At 57.1% G+C, this 15,433-nt stretch carries 15 protein-coding genes and 1 pseudogene; 8 read left to right on the top strand and 8 right to left on the bottom strand.

Annotation, left to right across the window (positions count from 1 at the left end; translation table 11 throughout):
• The first annotated feature begins 77 nt into the window (after positions 1 to 77).
• From HMPREF1487_RS14850 to HMPREF1487_RS14845, 3 genes are all read left to right on the top strand, one after another.
• Complete coding sequence (locus tag HMPREF1487_RS14850; RefSeq protein ID WP_230382011.1) at positions 78 to 2,042, top strand: ATP-binding protein; 1,965 nt, start codon at positions 78 to 80, stop codon at positions 2,040 to 2,042.
• Positions 2,043 to 2,114: 72 nt separating this feature from the next.
• Positions 2,115 to 2,243: a hypothetical protein gene (locus HMPREF1487_RS27960; protein WP_256205667.1), complete on the top strand. Its 129-nt coding sequence runs from the start codon at positions 2,115 to 2,117 to the stop codon at positions 2,241 to 2,243.
• Positions 2,244 to 2,350: 107 nt separating this feature from the next.
• Entirely contained in the window at positions 2,351 to 3,223 is an 873-nt protein-coding gene (locus HMPREF1487_RS14845) for a DMT family transporter (protein WP_010797487.1), read from the top strand.
• 624 nt (positions 3,224 to 3,847) lie between these two features.
• On the opposite strand, the gene HMPREF1487_RS14840 is transcribed toward HMPREF1487_RS14845, so the two are convergent.
• Positions 3,848 to 4,237, bottom strand: coding sequence for a hypothetical protein (locus HMPREF1487_RS14840; RefSeq protein ID WP_010797486.1), 390 nt, complete (start codon positions 4,235 to 4,237; stop codon positions 3,848 to 3,850).
• Positions 4,238 to 4,249: 12 nt separating this feature from the next.
• A complete protein-coding gene (locus HMPREF1487_RS14835) occupies positions 4,250 to 4,444 on the bottom strand; it encodes a hypothetical protein (RefSeq protein ID WP_010797485.1) in 195 nt (64 codons plus the stop codon).
• A 149-nt stretch (positions 4,445 to 4,593) separates the two neighbouring features.
• Between HMPREF1487_RS14835 and HMPREF1487_RS28395 the strand changes: the two are divergent.
• Positions 4,594 to 5,622: pseudogene (locus HMPREF1487_RS28395) on the top strand (cache domain-containing protein); the annotation flags it as partial.
• Between the two features lie 150 nt (positions 5,623 to 5,772).
• Positions 5,773 to 6,477, top strand: coding sequence for a methyl-accepting chemotaxis protein (locus tag HMPREF1487_RS28390; RefSeq protein ID WP_371106382.1), 705 nt, complete (start codon positions 5,773 to 5,775; stop codon positions 6,475 to 6,477).
• 46 nt (positions 6,478 to 6,523) lie between these two features.
• On the opposite strand, the gene HMPREF1487_RS14825 is transcribed toward HMPREF1487_RS28390, so the two are convergent.
• The 5 genes from HMPREF1487_RS14825 to HMPREF1487_RS14805 all read right to left on the bottom strand — a co-directional run bounded on the left by HMPREF1487_RS14825 (position 6,524) and on the right by HMPREF1487_RS14805 (position 10,529).
• Positions 6,524 to 6,976 (bottom strand): NUDIX hydrolase, encoded by a 453-nt coding sequence (locus HMPREF1487_RS14825; RefSeq protein WP_010797483.1) that lies wholly within the window; start codon positions 6,974 to 6,976, stop codon positions 6,524 to 6,526.
• Positions 6,973 to 7,167: a hypothetical protein gene (locus HMPREF1487_RS14820; RefSeq protein WP_010797482.1), complete on the bottom strand. Its 195-nt coding sequence runs from the start codon at positions 7,165 to 7,167 to the stop codon at positions 6,973 to 6,975. The genes HMPREF1487_RS14825 and HMPREF1487_RS14820 overlap by 4 nt, the downstream gene beginning before the upstream one ends.
• Before the next feature lie 163 nt (positions 7,168 to 7,330).
• Entirely contained in the window at positions 7,331 to 8,191 is an 861-nt protein-coding gene (gene tesB, locus HMPREF1487_RS14815; RefSeq protein WP_010797481.1) for an acyl-CoA thioesterase II, read from the bottom strand.
• Positions 8,192 to 8,308: 117 nt separating this feature from the next.
• Positions 8,309 to 9,916, bottom strand: coding sequence for a nitroreductase family protein (locus tag HMPREF1487_RS14810; RefSeq protein ID WP_010797480.1), 1,608 nt, complete (start codon positions 9,914 to 9,916; stop codon positions 8,309 to 8,311).
• A 16-nt stretch (positions 9,917 to 9,932) separates the two neighbouring features.
• Positions 9,933 to 10,529 (bottom strand): GNAT family N-acetyltransferase, encoded by a 597-nt coding sequence (locus tag HMPREF1487_RS14805; RefSeq protein ID WP_010797479.1) that lies wholly within the window; start codon positions 10,527 to 10,529, stop codon positions 9,933 to 9,935.
• A 287-nt stretch (positions 10,530 to 10,816) separates the two neighbouring features.
• On the opposite strand from HMPREF1487_RS14805, the gene HMPREF1487_RS14800 reads away from it, so the two are divergent.
• From HMPREF1487_RS14800 to HMPREF1487_RS14790, 3 genes are read left to right on the top strand one after another with little or no spacing between them, the layout of a single operon-like run.
• Positions 10,817 to 12,436: a histidine kinase famiy protein gene (locus HMPREF1487_RS14800; protein ID WP_037030821.1), complete on the top strand. Its 1,620-nt coding sequence runs from the start codon at positions 10,817 to 10,819 to the stop codon at positions 12,434 to 12,436.
• On the top strand, positions 12,433 to 13,071 hold the full coding sequence (locus HMPREF1487_RS14795) for an exopolysaccharide biosynthesis protein (RefSeq protein WP_010797477.1): 639 nt from the start codon (positions 12,433 to 12,435) through the stop codon (positions 13,069 to 13,071). Before HMPREF1487_RS14800 ends, HMPREF1487_RS14795 begins: the two co-directional genes overlap by 4 nt.
• Positions 13,072 to 13,085: 14 nt before the next feature.
• Positions 13,086 to 14,012, top strand: coding sequence for a histone deacetylase family protein (locus tag HMPREF1487_RS14790; RefSeq protein ID WP_010797476.1), 927 nt, complete (start codon positions 13,086 to 13,088; stop codon positions 14,010 to 14,012).
• Here the strand turns inward: HMPREF1487_RS14790 and HMPREF1487_RS14785 are convergent.
• Positions 14,009 to 15,334, bottom strand: a complete 1,326-nt coding sequence (locus HMPREF1487_RS14785) for an NAD(P)/FAD-dependent oxidoreductase (RefSeq protein WP_010797475.1) — start codon at positions 15,332 to 15,334, stop codon at positions 14,009 to 14,011. The genes HMPREF1487_RS14790 and HMPREF1487_RS14785 overlap by 4 nt on opposite strands.
• Positions 15,335 to 15,433 lie beyond the last annotated feature (99 nt).

Below are 15,433 nucleotides of genomic sequence, written 5' to 3'. Positions count from 1 at the left end.
TTTACGAGCGTGCCCTCACACGCCGTAACATCCGTTCTATATCCTTAGCGTGGCAAGCCCGAGCCATAGACTTGAGCTTGAAGCCGTTATCAGGTACCGGAACCTTGCAGCAAAAGAAAGAAACGCTCTTCGATCGCCTGCAGCAGTGGGTGTTACGCCATGAATGGCCTACTCCCCTGCGCTATGCTGTCGCCGGGGCGGCTGTCATTGTCAGTGCGGGCGTTCGTCTGGCCCTGCCTGTCCTGGGCCTGCCGTACCTGCTGTTCATTCCGCTTCTGATGATCATCGGCTTTACGCTGGGTCTGGGGCCCGGTCTTTTCGCCACCGTCGTTGCCGCCCTTGCAGCAGCCTATCTGTTTGTCTCGACACCCTTCACATTCGATCTTGATCTGCTCCAGTGGGCAGCCAACGCCCTGTTCATCCTCGTCAACTTCGGCATCGTGGCAGTGTGCGCTGCACTCAGAAAGAATCTGATTCGCCTGAGCGACCTGATGGACACGCTAGAGCGTCGCGTAGAGGAACGTACCCGTGAGCGCGACCAGATCTGGCAAACAACCCCTGACCTGGTGTGTACAACTAACGCTGCTGGCTATTTTGTAAGCCTTAATCCGGCCTGGACCAAAACGCTTGGCTGGTCCGACCAGGAGATGCATTCCAAGCCCTTCAGTGAATTTGTCCACCCGGACGATGTAGAGCGCACCGCCCAGGCACTGCACATGCTGCAACGGGGCGACACGGTCTTTCGCTTTGAGAATCGCTACCGACACAAGAATGGCACCTATCACTGGTTGTCCTGGAATGCCGTGGCCCGAGGGGATCAGATTTATGCCACCGTGCGCGATATTTCATCCGAAAAAGAGCAAAGCGAAGCACTCAACCGCGCCGAAGAATTATTGCGACACAGCCAGAAAATGGAAGCCGTAGGTCAGCTTACTGGCGGTATCGCTCATGACTTCAATAACTTGCTGACAGGCATCTCCGGCAGCCTCGAGATGATCCAGATGCGTGTGGCCCAGGGTCGCGCTACGGATATCGATCGGTATATTACCGCCGCCCAGACGGCCGCCAACCGCGCGGCCTCCCTGACCCACCGGCTGCTGGCCTTCTCTCGTCGCCAGACGCTCGATCCCAAACCGACCCAGGCCAATACACTGATCGAAAGCATGCAGGACCTGATCGACCGCACGGTAGGCCCGGAGATTACGGTAACCACTAGCCTTTCCGCTGATCTCTGGTCAACGCTGTGCGATCCGAACCAACTGGAAAGTGCCCTGCTCAATCTATGTATCAATGCACGGGATGCCATGCCGGACGGCGGCCAGCTGACAATCCGTACCGCCAATATCTGGGTCGATGAGCGTGATGCCCATGAACAGGACATGCTCTCTGGGCAATACGTTGCCATAGCAGTCATGGACACTGGCATTGGCATGACCCCAGAAATCGTAGCGCGGGCATTTGACCCATTCTTTACGACTAAACCCATCGGCATGGGGACCGGCTTGGGCCTGTCCATGATTTACGGATTTGCCAAGCAGTCCGGCGGGCAAGCACGCATCTACTCCGAAGCTGGCAAAGGCACCACGGTCTGGATCTATCTGCCGCGCCATCTGGAAGAGAGCAAACCAGAGCCTCAGCAGACTGAACTGATGCGCGCCCCACGTGCCAGCACCGGCGAGACCGTTCTGGTTGTTGACGATGAGCCGATGGTGCGCTTGCTTATCACCGAAGTGCTCGAAGAGTTGGGCTATGCCGCCATCGAAGCGGCCGATGGTGCCTCGGGGCTGAAGATATTGCTCTCCGATATGCACCTGGACCTGCTGATTTCGGACGTGGGCCTGCCCGGCGGCATGAACGGGCGGCAGATGGCCGATGCGGCCCGCCAGGCGCGCCCTGATCTCAAGATACTGTTCATCACCGGCTATGCAGAAAATGCAGCCGTGGGAAATGGCAACCTTGAGGCAGGCATGCACGTCATGACCAAACCATTCCCAATGGAGTTGCTGGCCAGCCGGATCAAGGAGATTATTCTAGAAGATTGATTATGGCTTGCGCTCTGCCAGCGGAGGCGCTAATGTTTCTTAATCATTTGCCAGCTGTTGGCTGACGCTACCATGAATCATCTGCATACAGGCCAGTTCTCCTCCTCGTCCGCACCGGACGTGGCGTGCCTGCATGCGCGTTTCTCCCTCGCACCACCTGTCGTATCCCCTCCGGTTGTCGTGGCAGTAGTCGCTGCCTGATGACGCTCGGCTGATTACAGCCGTTTTCTTTCTCCAGTCTTGATCGGAACTGCCTACCACAGGCCGTTGGCTGGAGCCTGCTTTTCGTACTGACAGGTGAAATGACAATGTTAGGTTCATTAAGAACCCTGCTTGTGGCCAATAGCGCCACAGGGTTGTTCGTGCTGCTCTGGAGCAGCGGCGCGTTATTCGCTCATGTGGGCGTTACCCACGCCCCTGCATTTGCGTTCCTGCTGTTACGCTTCCTCATTGCGTTTACAGTGCTCTTGCTAATGGGGCTCTGGCGGCGACGCTGGTTGCCATCGCCGGGCTCTCGCAGCCGGGTAGCCCTCACCGGAGCGCTGCTTATCGGCGGCTACAGCATTTGTTATCTGTTGGCTCTGGATAAAGGCGTTACGCCGGGAGTCCTGGCTACCCTTCTGGGTGTACAACCCATTCTTACCCTGGTGTTGGTTGAAAGACGATTATCACCCCGTCGGCTGGCGGGCCTGCTGTTGGCCCTGGGTGGACTGTCTCTGCTCGTCTACCGCAGCCTGGCGATGGCGCATCTGTCCTTGAGTGGAGTTCTGTATGCGCTGGCAGCGCTCTTGTGCATGTCGATTGGTGCCATTCTGCAGAAAGGCCTGAGTCAGCCCCCAGCGGACGTCTTGCCGTTGCAGGTCGGTATCAGCCTGGTACTCTGCCTGCTTTTCGTCCCCTTCCAGCCCATCAGATTTGAGTTGTCCTCGGAGCTTGTGACATCCGTTCTATGGATGGCCGTCGTCATCTCCGTTCTTGCACAGTTCCTGTTTTATCGACTCGTACAAGCCGGCAATCTGGTAAACGTAACCAGTCTGTTTTATCTGGTGCCACTTGTGACAACGCTGTTGGATTACCTGATTCTTGGTCACCGGGTCGACGCACAAGGTGGTATGGGAATGGTGGCCATCCTTATAGGGCTGGTATTGGTATTCCGTCAAAATAAACCTACCAATAATTGACGCAGCCGTGCCAGAAGGACGGTTTCTACCGCCCTTCTGGCACGGGCTTATTTATTGAGGTTTCGTAATAAACAGATCTGATACGTGTTTTCCATCCCTCTTTATAGGCTATGGATGCGACACATCAGACTCAATAACGGCAGGACGGCCTGGCATTAGTTGGGCATTGCGATCGTGACAACCAACAAGATACCGAACAAGGTGGAAAGTGTGGCAAACCAAGCCGTAGAGCTGGGTCTTTTACGAGGATATCCGCGGTTTGTTTTTGAAACAGCTGGATATGCAGATTCTGAGTTCATGTCTCTCAAACTGAATAATAGAGTTGCCCGTCAACGACTTCACGGGTAGATGAAGCCAAACGGCGAGCCATAGCGTTCATGCAAGGATGGCTCTACAAGCAAGCGCCACGGTTCAGGACGCCTGTCTCCTTGCACGGCGCATAGATATATCAAACTTTTCAGAGCAGAGAGAGCGAGAGATGTTTGCAAGTTTTTGCATGAAGCGAGGGTTTGAAAGAGCCGGCCCTGGCAGGCAGGACCGAAACAGGAGGGTATACAAGCGGCGCATGCTCCTTTGTCTCCCCCCCTTCTCTCACTGAGACATCTATTTCCAGACGTGTTCAGGTCAATAGCCCAACAGCCCCTGCGCAGCATCCAGACTGCTTATCTCCACGCCGGTGGACAGCGCCGCGAAGAGCACTACCATGTAGCGCGCCATTTCCAAAGCGTCCGTCTCCTCGCAATCCAAGGTAAGGTCCTCTACGTCCCACAGGGGACAACTGACGCACATGGTTTTCTCGTGGGGGTTGTAGGACAGGTGAATCCCCAGGCGTATCTGAAGTCGACGTGACTCACCGTCGTCGATATGGGGAAGCCACTGGAAGCTCTCGCCGTTTTCATCCCTGACGATGGGTATGTCCTGCGCCCAATCGATTACCTTCCAACCTAGGGCTTCGGCCGCCAGAGTCAATTGCTGGCGTTGATCAAACGGATCGCTGTCGGTTTCTAAAGCCATATTGTTACTCCATCAGGGCAATGCTGTACTACTTAAAGCATAGCTGGCTGCTTCAAACAGGCTGAACTTGGCAGATAAGCTGTCGGCTCCGCCTACGACACAGACATCTGGCAACGTCGAATCCTCAAGCAGATCCAGCGCTCTCGTGAGCCAAAAAGACGAGCGAGTCGCCATATCCAGCCCGCACTGCCGGCAGTGCCCTGTCATGTACGCGCCTCCCTGTACAACCAATTATCGGCCACTACTACCTGGACGAGCATAGCGCTCCAGATTTATCGAACCGGGCCGATAGCCTCCTATCAGTCTGCGGCAATTGCCTGCCGTGTCGTATTTGTCTCTGTCGGTTTGATGTCTTTATGAAATGGTCTTTGCGTAAAAAGATTGCTCTATCCTCCAGCACTGCGGTGCTGCTGGTGGGCGCCAGCCTGACCGGTATGAACTTCTGGAACAGTCAGAAAAGCCTGGAGACCCACATTGCGGAACAGGTCAGTAATGCCAGCAGGACGTTCAGCGCCAACGTGCGTTACTGGCTACAAAGCAAGGAGGTGGTGCTCCAGGCCGTGAAGGCCACTGACGACCCGTCTGCCATGCTGTCGATTCTTAATCAGGCCAAGATTTCCGGCGGTTTCGACAACGTCTTTTTTGCTCGGGCCGATGGCAGTCAGGTGAACGCCAACGGTGTAACCCTGCCGCCAGACAATAATGACCCTCGCAAATGGAAGTGGTACCAGCAGGCGCTGGTCGCACCAAACAAGGTCTACATCTCGACGCCGACTATTGCAGCGGCTACTGGCAGCCACGTGCTGTCCTTAGGCCGCTCCCTGCAGCAGAGTGGAAACACGCTTGGGGTGGTAGGCGCTGACGTCAGCATGACCGAGATCCTTGAGCAGCTGAAACAGATCAAGCTTCCTGGCAATGGCTCGGCCTTCTTTGTAGACAAGGACGGCACCATTCTGGGCCACACGGACACGGCCCTGCTCGACAAGAAGGTCAGCGACCTGATGACGGAGCTCACCCCTGCCACCCTGGCGTCACTGGCTGCCAGCAAGGGTACGCAGCACTTGCTGGACCATAACGGTGAGCGTTTGTACGCTGTCCCGATCGATCATGATGGAGAGATTCTCATCATGACGCTGGACGATGCTGTTCTGACCGCCCCGCTCTATCAGCAACTGTGGGTGAGTCTGGGCGCATTCGGCGCTATCCTGGTTCTGTCGCTGATCGCCATCAACATGCTGTGCGCCTGGCTGCTACGCCCGCTGGGTGTGGTCTCCCAGGGACTTCAGGTAATCGCCCATGGCAATGGCGACCTGACCAAGCGCATCCCTCAACAGAGCCAGGACGAGGTGGGCCATCTGGCCCTGCACTTCAACCAGTTTGTGGCCAGTCTGCATGAACTGGTTACGCATATTCGCCATCAGGCGGTGGAAATCGGCCAGGAATCCACGACGGTGCTAAACAACAGCACATTGTCGGTCGCTGATCTGGGGCGTCTCCAGCAGGAGCTGACACTGGTCGCAACAGCAGTCACCGAAATGGCTTCGGCTACCCAGGAAATTGCGGGTAATGCCGAACGTACGGCGCAATCGGCGCAACAGTCTACCGAAAGCAGTCAGCAAGGTCTGGAGCTGGTTCGCAAGACCCAGACCTCCATTACCGATCTTGCCCAGGAAGTGGCGGAAACAACCCAGGTCATCACTGAGCTCAGCCAGCACTCCCAGTCCATTTCCAGCGTCTTGACCAGCATCCAGAGTATCGCTGAGCAGACCAACCTTCTGGCCTTGAACGCAGCGATTGAGGCGGCGCGGGCAGGCGAGCAGGGTCGCGGCTTTGCGGTGGTGGCTGACGAGGTGCGGACCCTGTCGCAACGTACCCAGGCGTCTACCCAGGAAATCCAGACGACTATCAGCAATCTGTTGCGTGTAACACAGGATGCAGTCAGCCGGATGGACAACAGCCGTCATCTCGCTGAACGCAGCGTGGCGGATGCCGATCAGGCGTACGTGGCGCTGGAGCAGATCACCCAGTCGGCCTCACTGATCTCGGACATGTCGATGCAGATTGCAGCGGCAGCTGAGGAGCAGACCTCCGTGACGGAAGAAATTACCCGTAACGTGGTAACCATTAAATCCTTGGGTGATACCCTGGCTGAAAGCTCGGTGCAGGCGGAGCATCAATCCCGTTCACTGCAAAGCCACGCCGGTGATTTGAACGAACGCGTCTCCCGTTTCATTCTGTAACCCTGCCTTGCTGTCCACTCCCTTACCCAGGGAGTGGACCCTCTTCTCAACCCATCCGTCTAACACGGTCGTGAATGACCTTCAGGGCTTCCCGAAAGACCCAGTGCCACTGGGACGATGCGGCTCGACCAAGCGGGTACCAAAAAAAGCGAAACTCCAATCCGCCTCCGTCGGTGGTGCGATGGACCCAGCCCTCAGGTAACTCGTACGCGCTTTCGCACAGGTGCATCGACCATACCTGTTCCTGATAGCCAGAGACCCATGTTCCTAGATCCACAGGCCATTCGGGCACTTGGATACCTGACTCTTCCCATAGCTCCCGCAACGCAGCCTCAGCAGGTAGTTCACCCGGCTCGATAGACCCTTTGATCAACTGAAGCCCTGCCAAGGGGTGCTCGAACGCCAGTATCTGCAGTTCGCTTTTATGACGCAGTACGACCGGACATGCCTTAACCGGACTTGCTGAAGCATCGTTATTTGCCAAGGGCAGCCTTGTCATCGCACGTCGACCTGGTTCAGCTGACGCCTCAGCCGATCGTTTTCCCTCTGTAACGCTGTGATGTGGTAGCGCAAATCCTTGATGACACTCAGGTGATAGCGGTGCTCAAGCTCCAGCGCTCGGTAGCGCTGCATCAGTGTGCCTGAGTCTGCCATAGCCAGGGATTGGGAAAGATCGTCTGCTGGAGACATCGGTACGCCCTCCTCTTATTTACTGTTTATTTATACAGTAGTCAGCGGAGCGCAAAATGACAACCTTTTCTGACGTCAAAAGACTGGTCGTATAGAAAATTTCATTGATGTGTCATAAAAAAGGACGGAACCCTGTCCGCCCTTTTCAAGAGGTTGCCCTTCTTCAGCCGCGCTTGCGGATCAGACCTTCCTGGGCAACCGAGGCCACAAGCTGACCCGCGCGGTTGTATATGCTGCCACGGCACAATCCACGCGCCCCCCCGGCCCATGGGCTATCCATGGAATACAGCAGCCACTCGTCCACCCGTAGCGGCTGATGGAACCAGATCGCGTGATCAAGGCTGGCAACCTGCATCTCCTTGTTCCAGTAGCTGATGCCGTGAGGCAACAAGGACGTCGGGAGCAGGTTGAAGTCCGAGGCATAGGCCAGCAGGTATCGATGCAGCGCAGGGTTGTCCGGCAGCTGCCCGTTGGCCCTGAACCAGACATGGCGTGCGGGCGCTGTTGGCTCTGGATCAAACGGATGGGTCACCTTGACCGGACGAATCTCGATGGGCTTAGGCGCCAGCAGCTTTTCCCGCGTAGGCTCCGGGATGAACTGGGCAAACTGTTGGATGTAGTCCAGCTCGGACGCCAGCGAGTCTGGATCGGGCACGTCCGGCATTTCGCTCTGGTGTTCAAAACCGGGTTCCAGACCCTGGAACGAGGCACTGCAAAAGAAAATCGGTTTGCCTTTCTGGATGGCCGTGACGCGACGGGTCGTAAAGCTGCCGCCATCCCGGACGCGATCCACCTCATACACCACCGGAATCGTCACGTCGCCAGGCCGCAAGAAGTAGCCATGCAGCGAGTGCACCTGACGCGACGCATCCACCGTTTGGCTCGCCGCTGACAGGGCCTGACCGAGCACATGCCCACCGAATAATTGTGGAAAGCCCAGGTCCTGACTACGACCGCGGTAGAGGTTTTCCTCGATGGACTCAAGGCTTAACAAGGCAACAAGATCATCCAGCACTGTGCTCATCACGTTTTCCGTGGTCGTTTTGATAATGGCCAAATCATACGCAAGTCAGTCGTGAAGCCGTAGCCCCATGATGAGGAAACGGCAGCGGCAGGACGTCCCTCCAGGACTCCGCCACCATCAGGCAAAGTCGTTCTCAGGCGCGGGATAAGCTGGCAGCGAGGTCAGACGCATGTCCACGGTCGCGCGTCCCATGGTGAAGTGATAAAGGCTTTGCCAGGTTGTATCCGCAAGCCCTATCAAGTCATGCACCAGCGGGTCGAAATAGCAACCGATACCGGTGCCTGAAAGCCCTGCCGCTTCTGCCTCCAGGTAAAGCACCTGTCCAATCTGTCCGGTCTCCCAGAATAGCTGCGGATAGCACCAGGCCCCCTGGGCAAGGGCATCATCGAAACGAGCCATCATTGCGATACTGATACAACCGTCAGACGCAATGTCCTGGCCGCAGGAAAGCAAGCCAGCCAGCTCACTAGCATCCCCTTTGAGCAACCGGAACAACCTGAGCCCCTCCGCCTCCTCTACCCGCTCCCAGAGTAAGTCCGCTCGGGCGGTGATATTGAGCTCTCCCTCACTGCGCGCCAGCCAGTACAACCCCGGTTCCAGTCCCACAACGCGATTTACAAAGATCAGAAGATCGACCTGAGCAGGCTTGCCCAACGTCAGGAAAGGCACCGGTGCCTGCTCCGGCAATATACGCCTTAGCCAGGCAAAGAAAAGATCAGACAGAATGCCCGTCCGACCATCCATGGACTGCGCGCTACGCCGTTGATGCAGCAATGGCCGCAGCAGTAGCTGGTCGTTTTCCTGGGTAACTACGCCCCGGGAAATGGGCATGTCATAGGGCAAGCGCTTGGGCGCACGGCATGCGGCAGCGATCCGCCCAACCTCGGGCCACTCTACGTACTCTCGCGAAAGTCGATTAGGCGTGCCGGCGAGCTGCAACTGACTCAGCAGCTTGAACAGACTATCGGGCAAGGAAGGCTCGGCCGATTGCGGCGGACCGATCCAGAGCAGCGCCTCCATTTGCTCCTGCTCACCAAAGCCGTCTCGATCAACTCCAAACGCCGCATCGAGCGTTTCATCCGCCACGTCGTGAATCAGTCGTGTTTCCCAACCTTGCGCGGCGGCAGCAATGGCAATGGCGGCCAAGGCGTGGCCTATATCATGCTGACAGTAGCGCCAGGCTCGCTCGCCATATTTCCAGGCCTCACGCCAATAGATACTGGACAGTGCGACCAAAAAGCTCCCCGGCGGCAAGGCGCCAATGATGTCTTCATCCAGCACTTCGGGGAGCTCGGCGCGTACTTCCAGGGCATGCAGATCGGCCGTGTAATGTGTCATCAAGGCACGATCGTTCAGTACACCCGGTGGCAGCAAGGCATAGGCTTCGGTGGGATGCAGATTGCCGGAGGAGGGATTCACTCGCAGCGCCCAGCGGCTGCTGCCCGACTCTTTCCAGGCAGAAATGGCCAAACTGTCATAAAACAGCCGAGAGATATTGGCAGGATCCAACGGGGCCGGCTCGCCTACAGGACCTGCAAAAACCTCATCGTACAGAGGCGAATCCTCCAGCATGCGGCGCAGTAACGGAATGACTTCGCATCCCCGATAACGGCGGAATGGCGCAGGTTGGTTAGCCCAATCGAGCGCATCGGGTCCGCGGGCATAGCCCTCACGACGGTGCATGCTGAGCGAATGATAGGCTCTGACGATGTCTTCTGGGGTCATGCAGTCCTCTTTGTCATTAACAGGCATTCATGCTGTCGCCAGTTTCCAGTCTACTGATCCATTGATGGCGGCTGAGTCGATACAGAACATGGTGGCGCAAGGGGTGGCCTTCCGGCAGGTTTGGATGTTCAAAGTCGTCGGCCGGATCGTACTGCATACCCAATCGTGCCATCAGGCCGCGGGAGCGTTCGTTTTCAGGCACGGTAAACGCCACGATCTCTTCCAGGCCTACCTGCTCGAAGCCAAAGGCAAGCGCGGCTTCGGCAGCTTCATGGGCATAGCCTTCGTCCCAATATTCGGCACCCAGCCGCCAGCCGATCTCGACCGCCGGAGTAAAAGGTGCGTCGAAATTGGAATGCTCAAGCCCTACATACCCAATGAAAGGCGGACCGTTCCTGACCTCCACGGCCCACCAGCCATAGCCATGATCGTGGAAATGCGCCTGGATACGCTCGGTCAGCGCCTGCGTTTCAGCCTCACTCAGGCATTTAGGGAAAAATTCCATTACCCGTGGATCAGCGCTTTGTGCAGCGAAGGGCGTATAGTCTTCATTGCGCCAAGGGCGCAAAATCAAACGTTCGGTACGTAACACCTTGGGATAGGCCTGGCTCATCTCCACACTCTTTTAAGGTCCTTTGATGTTGGGACTGTTGTGAAGCCAGAGTATTCCGTAAAGCCGGTTCGGTTTTTTGATAATGGCTACCGCTTGGCGAGATCGGCAGGAATCGTCATCATGAGCGCCAGTCGGCAGCATCGCCTGTATCTGCCGAAACTTGGCATTTAGCCGCATCCTAACAACTACATCTCTAAATTCGACCAATGTATTGACCTTCACTGAGCAATATGGCCGGCGAATGGTCCTACATCATTAATGCGTTCTTTTCAGGCTGCTGCACACACATGACTTCCAAGAATTCGGACAACTTCACCACTAATGACCACAATAAAGTGGCAAAGGGTATGCCAGATGAAGTCCGTAGCCAGCACGGCGATATCTTTTTCGCTGCGGTTAGAATGACCCGCATGCCCATGATCGTGACCGACCCACGGCAGGACGATAATCCCATTATTTTTGCCAACGACGCCTTCCTGAAAACGACGGGCTATGAAGAGCATGAAGTATTGGGACGCAACTGCCGTTTTCTTCAAGGCCCGGAAACGGACCGGGAGACCATCCGACAGATCCGCGAAAGCGTCGAGTCCCGTCATGAATGCAATACCGAGTTATTGAATTACCGCAAAGATGGCTCGACCTTCTGGAATGCCTTGTATATTTCTCCGGTCTACAACCAAGCAGGCGAGCTGGTGTATTTCTTTGCCTCGCAACTGGATGTCAGCCGCCGCCATGACGCCGAAGAGGCCTTGCGGCAATCCCAGAAAATGGAGGCGTTGGGTCAGCTCACCGGCGGCATTGCCCATGATTTTAACAATCTGTTGCAGGTCATGGTGGGTTATCTGGACATTCTCCGGATCAACCTGGATCGCCCAGAAATGGACAGGGAAAAGGCCAAGCGCCATGTCGACAACACCCGAGAAGCGGTCAATCGCGCGGCCACACTGACGCAACAACTTTTGGCGTTTGCCCGCAAGCAGCGCCTGACCGGTCGAACGTTGAACATCAACGAGCTGATTGAAGAGCGACTCGACCTGCTGTATCGAACGCTGGGAGAGCCCTATCAGCTAACGACTCGGCTGGCGCCTGATCTCTGGAATTGCAAGATAGACCCGACCCAGGCCGAAATGGCGCTCATCAATATCCTGGCGAACGCACGTGACGCCATGGAATCGCGGGGCGAAGGTCGTGTCACGATAGAAACCCGCAACATTGAAGTGACGCCAGAGGATATGGCCTACGGAGGCCTGACTCCTGGCCGCTATGCCTGCATCGCCATTACCGATACCGGAGAGGGCATTCCAACAGAAGTGCTTGGACGGGTCCTCGATCCGTTCTTCACAACCAAGGAAGAAGGCAAAGGGACCGGTCTTGGTCTATCCATGGTGTATGGCTTCATGAAGCAGTCCGGCGGCGCGGTTCGTGTGTACTCCGAGGCCGGTATGGGTACGACGGTCCGCCTGTATTTCCCGACGACACAAAGTGAAATCATCCAGCAGCCTGCCGAATCCAATGGCACCAGCGAGGAGCCTGGTAACGAGACTATCCTGGTTGTGGATGATCGAGAAGAAGTGGCAGCGCTGGCGCAGGCCATTCTTGAGGAGTTCGGCTATTCGGTTCGGGTCGCCTACAATGGCAAGGAAGCGCTGGCTACCTTGGAGCAGCATGGCGATATCCAGATGCTCTTTAGCGACCTGATCATGCCCGGCGGCATGAATGGCGTAATGCTCGCCCAGGAAGCCCGCCGACGCTGGCCTCATATCCGCGTCCTGCTCACGACCGGCTATGCCGATACCACGCTGGAACGTGGACAGACGGATCCCTCTGAATTCGAAGTGCTGAGCAAGCCCTACGGCCGCCTGGAACTCGCGCGTCGAGTCAGGAAGATACTGGACGGAGCAGGATGAATGACAATGAGGGTGTGATGGAGGAAGACGACCACTACGAGTGCAGCGCCGAAAGTGACTCACCAGCCAGTCTGGAAGCCTTTCTCAGTTGCCTCGAAGAGGTCGGGCGCAGCCCGGAAAAGGTTTCCGTGGGCCACTTGATCGATGCCATCGGGAGTCGCTCCTACGGTCCACTTCTTCTGCTTGCAGGCATCATTGCCCTGTCTCCCCTGACGGGCATTCCTGGCGTTGCCACCGTCATCTCGATCTATGTCGTTCTGGTGAGCGTACAACTGCTCATCGGCCGCAAGCATTTCTGGCTGCCGCGCTGGGCACTGAAACGTCAGGTTCCGCGTGGCAAGCTACGAAAATCACTGCGCATGCTGCACCCTACCGCACGTTTCGTGGATCGCTTTTTGAAACCACGTCTGACCTTCCTGACCAAGGGTATCTTCCAGCACATCACGGCGTTGCTCTGCATTGGGGTCGCGGTATGCATGCCGGTTCTGGATCTGGTGCCTTTCGCCAATACCACGGCCGGAGCCGCCATGACGGCGTTTGCCGTCTCGCTCATCGCCCGTGATGGACTTATATTCCTGCTGGCCAGCGGATTCTGTTGCGGTATCGTCTGGCTGCTCATCAGTCTCCTGCTCTAGCCATCAGCCTTTTCATGACAGCACTTCCTCTGGTTTACCACGACGATTACAGCCCACCCTTTCCACCCGAGCATCGGTTTCCGATGGAGAAGTTTCGCCTGCTCTATGAGCACTTGAGCGAAAGCGGACTGGTGACGGCTGACAATCTGTACCGCCCGGAATTGCCTAAGCCAGAAGTGCTGGCCCTGGCTCACGATCCGGTCTATGTCGAGCGCTACATGGGCGGCGAGCTGTCCCATGCCGAGCAGCGCCAGCTGGGTCTGCCCTGGAGCGAGGCACTGGCACGACGAACCATTCGCGCTGTGGGCGGCTCGCTATTGACGCTGGAGCTAGCGTTGCAACACGGGCTGGCCTGCCATATGGCTGGGGGCACGCACCATGCACATCATGATTACCCAGCTGGGTTTTGTATCTTCAACGACTTGGCCATCATGGCGCTATATCTCTTGGAAAGCGGCAAGGCGGGACGCGTTCTGATCTTTGACTGCGATGTTCACCAGGGGGACGGCACTGCCCGAATTCTTGAACATGTTCCCGATGCCGTCACGGTGTCGCTGCATTGCCAGACCAACTACCCGGCGCGTAAGGCACAGAGCGATTGGGACATTCCATTACCCAAGGGCATGGGTGATGCAGGGTATTTGCATACCGTTGAGGAGGCACTAAATTACCTTTTACCTCTCTACCAGCCTGACGTTGTGCTCTATGACGCTGGTGTTGACGTGCATGCCAGCGATGCCCTGGGCTATCTCCTGCTGACGGACGAAGGCATCGCTGCACGGGACGAATACGTCATCCGCCATTGCCTGAGCCGGGACATCCCGGTCGTCGGCGTAATTGGCGGCGGCTACGACCGGGACCGAGCTCTGCTGGCCAGACGGCACGGCATCCTGCATCACAGCGCCGCCAAGGTCTGGGACAGTGGGCTTGCGCCGGGCTAGAGCTTCATGGGTCTGGGCTTGGAGCCATCGGAAAAGCGGGTAAACCGGAACTCATAAGGGTCAACGATCGGCCTGGCGCCTGTTACCAGGTCTGCTGCCAGCTGCCCAACCGCAGGCCCCACGCCAAACCCATGACCGGAAAGCCCTGTCGCCACAACCAATCCAGGCACTGCATCAATCTCGGAGATAACAGGAACGGCATCCGGGGTTACGTCGATCAGCCCCGCCCACTGCTGGGCGATCTGTGCCTTGGCAAACACTGGAAACTGACGAACCAGTTGATTCATGGCGTTCAGGTTCTGCTGAGGGTCCGGGTAAGGATCCAGCACGCGCATATATTCGTAGGGAGACGGGCGATCCAGCGGGACAGGTTTGCCTTCATGCCATTCCTGGCGGAAGCGCTCGTCAAACCGGATCCGCAGGCTCGACCATTCCGATTTCAAGGTCGGTAAAAAGTCCAGAAAGAAGCGGAAGCTGTCGGGTACCAGCGAAGCGATATTCACGCTGCCATTGGCAATGGTATAGCCACCGTCCAGGCGTTTGCGAAATGCCACGTCGCGCGTCCAGAGCGTACAGTCAGGCCCCTCCTCCAGCGGCGCCGTCCGCAGTACGCTGTTGCGTACCTTGAGTTGTGGCAGTCGCACGCCAAGGTCCTTCAGAAAACGGCTCGACCAGGCCCCACCTGCCAGGATTACGGACTCGCAGGCAATTCGGCCTCGTTCGGTAATGGCTGCACTGACCCGCCCGGCCGACAGCTCCAGCCCCCGCACGGCGCAGTCGGTCAGAATGACAGCTCCGAACCGCTGGGCCGCCGTTGCGATCGCAGGTGCTGCTTTCTGGGGCTCGGCGCGCCCATCGGTGGGGCAATAGATACCGCTTTTCCAGCTGACTTCGCCGGCTGGCAGCAACTGCTTGAGCTCGCTGCCAGACACCATGCGCACGTCTATATCATGCTGACGCGCCACACTGATCCATTTTTCATAGTCGGCCTCCTCCTGTTCGGTTTCGGACGAAAACAGAATGCCGGAGCGGCGAAAACCGGTTTCACCCTGTACAACCTCATTGAGACCCTCCCAGAGCCTCAGGCTTTCAACTGCCAGCGGAATCTCGCGGGGGTCACGGTACAGCTTGCGCACCCACCCCCAGTTGCGGCTGGACTGTTCTCCAGAGATATAACCCTTCTCGCAGAGCACCACGGAAATGCCTTCCCGCGCCAGCGCCAATGCCGCGCTGGTCCCGGCAATGCCGCCGCCGATCACAACGACCTGAACCTTGGCTGGTAGCGCCTTATCCGCCTTGACTAGATCAACCTCGGGTCCCATCCACCACGCTCCGTTCATCGATAATCAGTTAGTCACGCAAGAGCCATGCCCTGTTCAATCGTACACCAGCGGGATTCTGCTGGTACTTCGCGGTAAACT

This window comes from Pseudomonas sp. HPB0071 (assembly GCF_000478505.2).
GTDB lineage: Bacteria > Pseudomonadota > Gammaproteobacteria > Pseudomonadales > Pseudomonadaceae > Chryseomonas > Chryseomonas luteola.
This window is presented reverse-complemented; position numbering and strand designations above follow the sequence as displayed.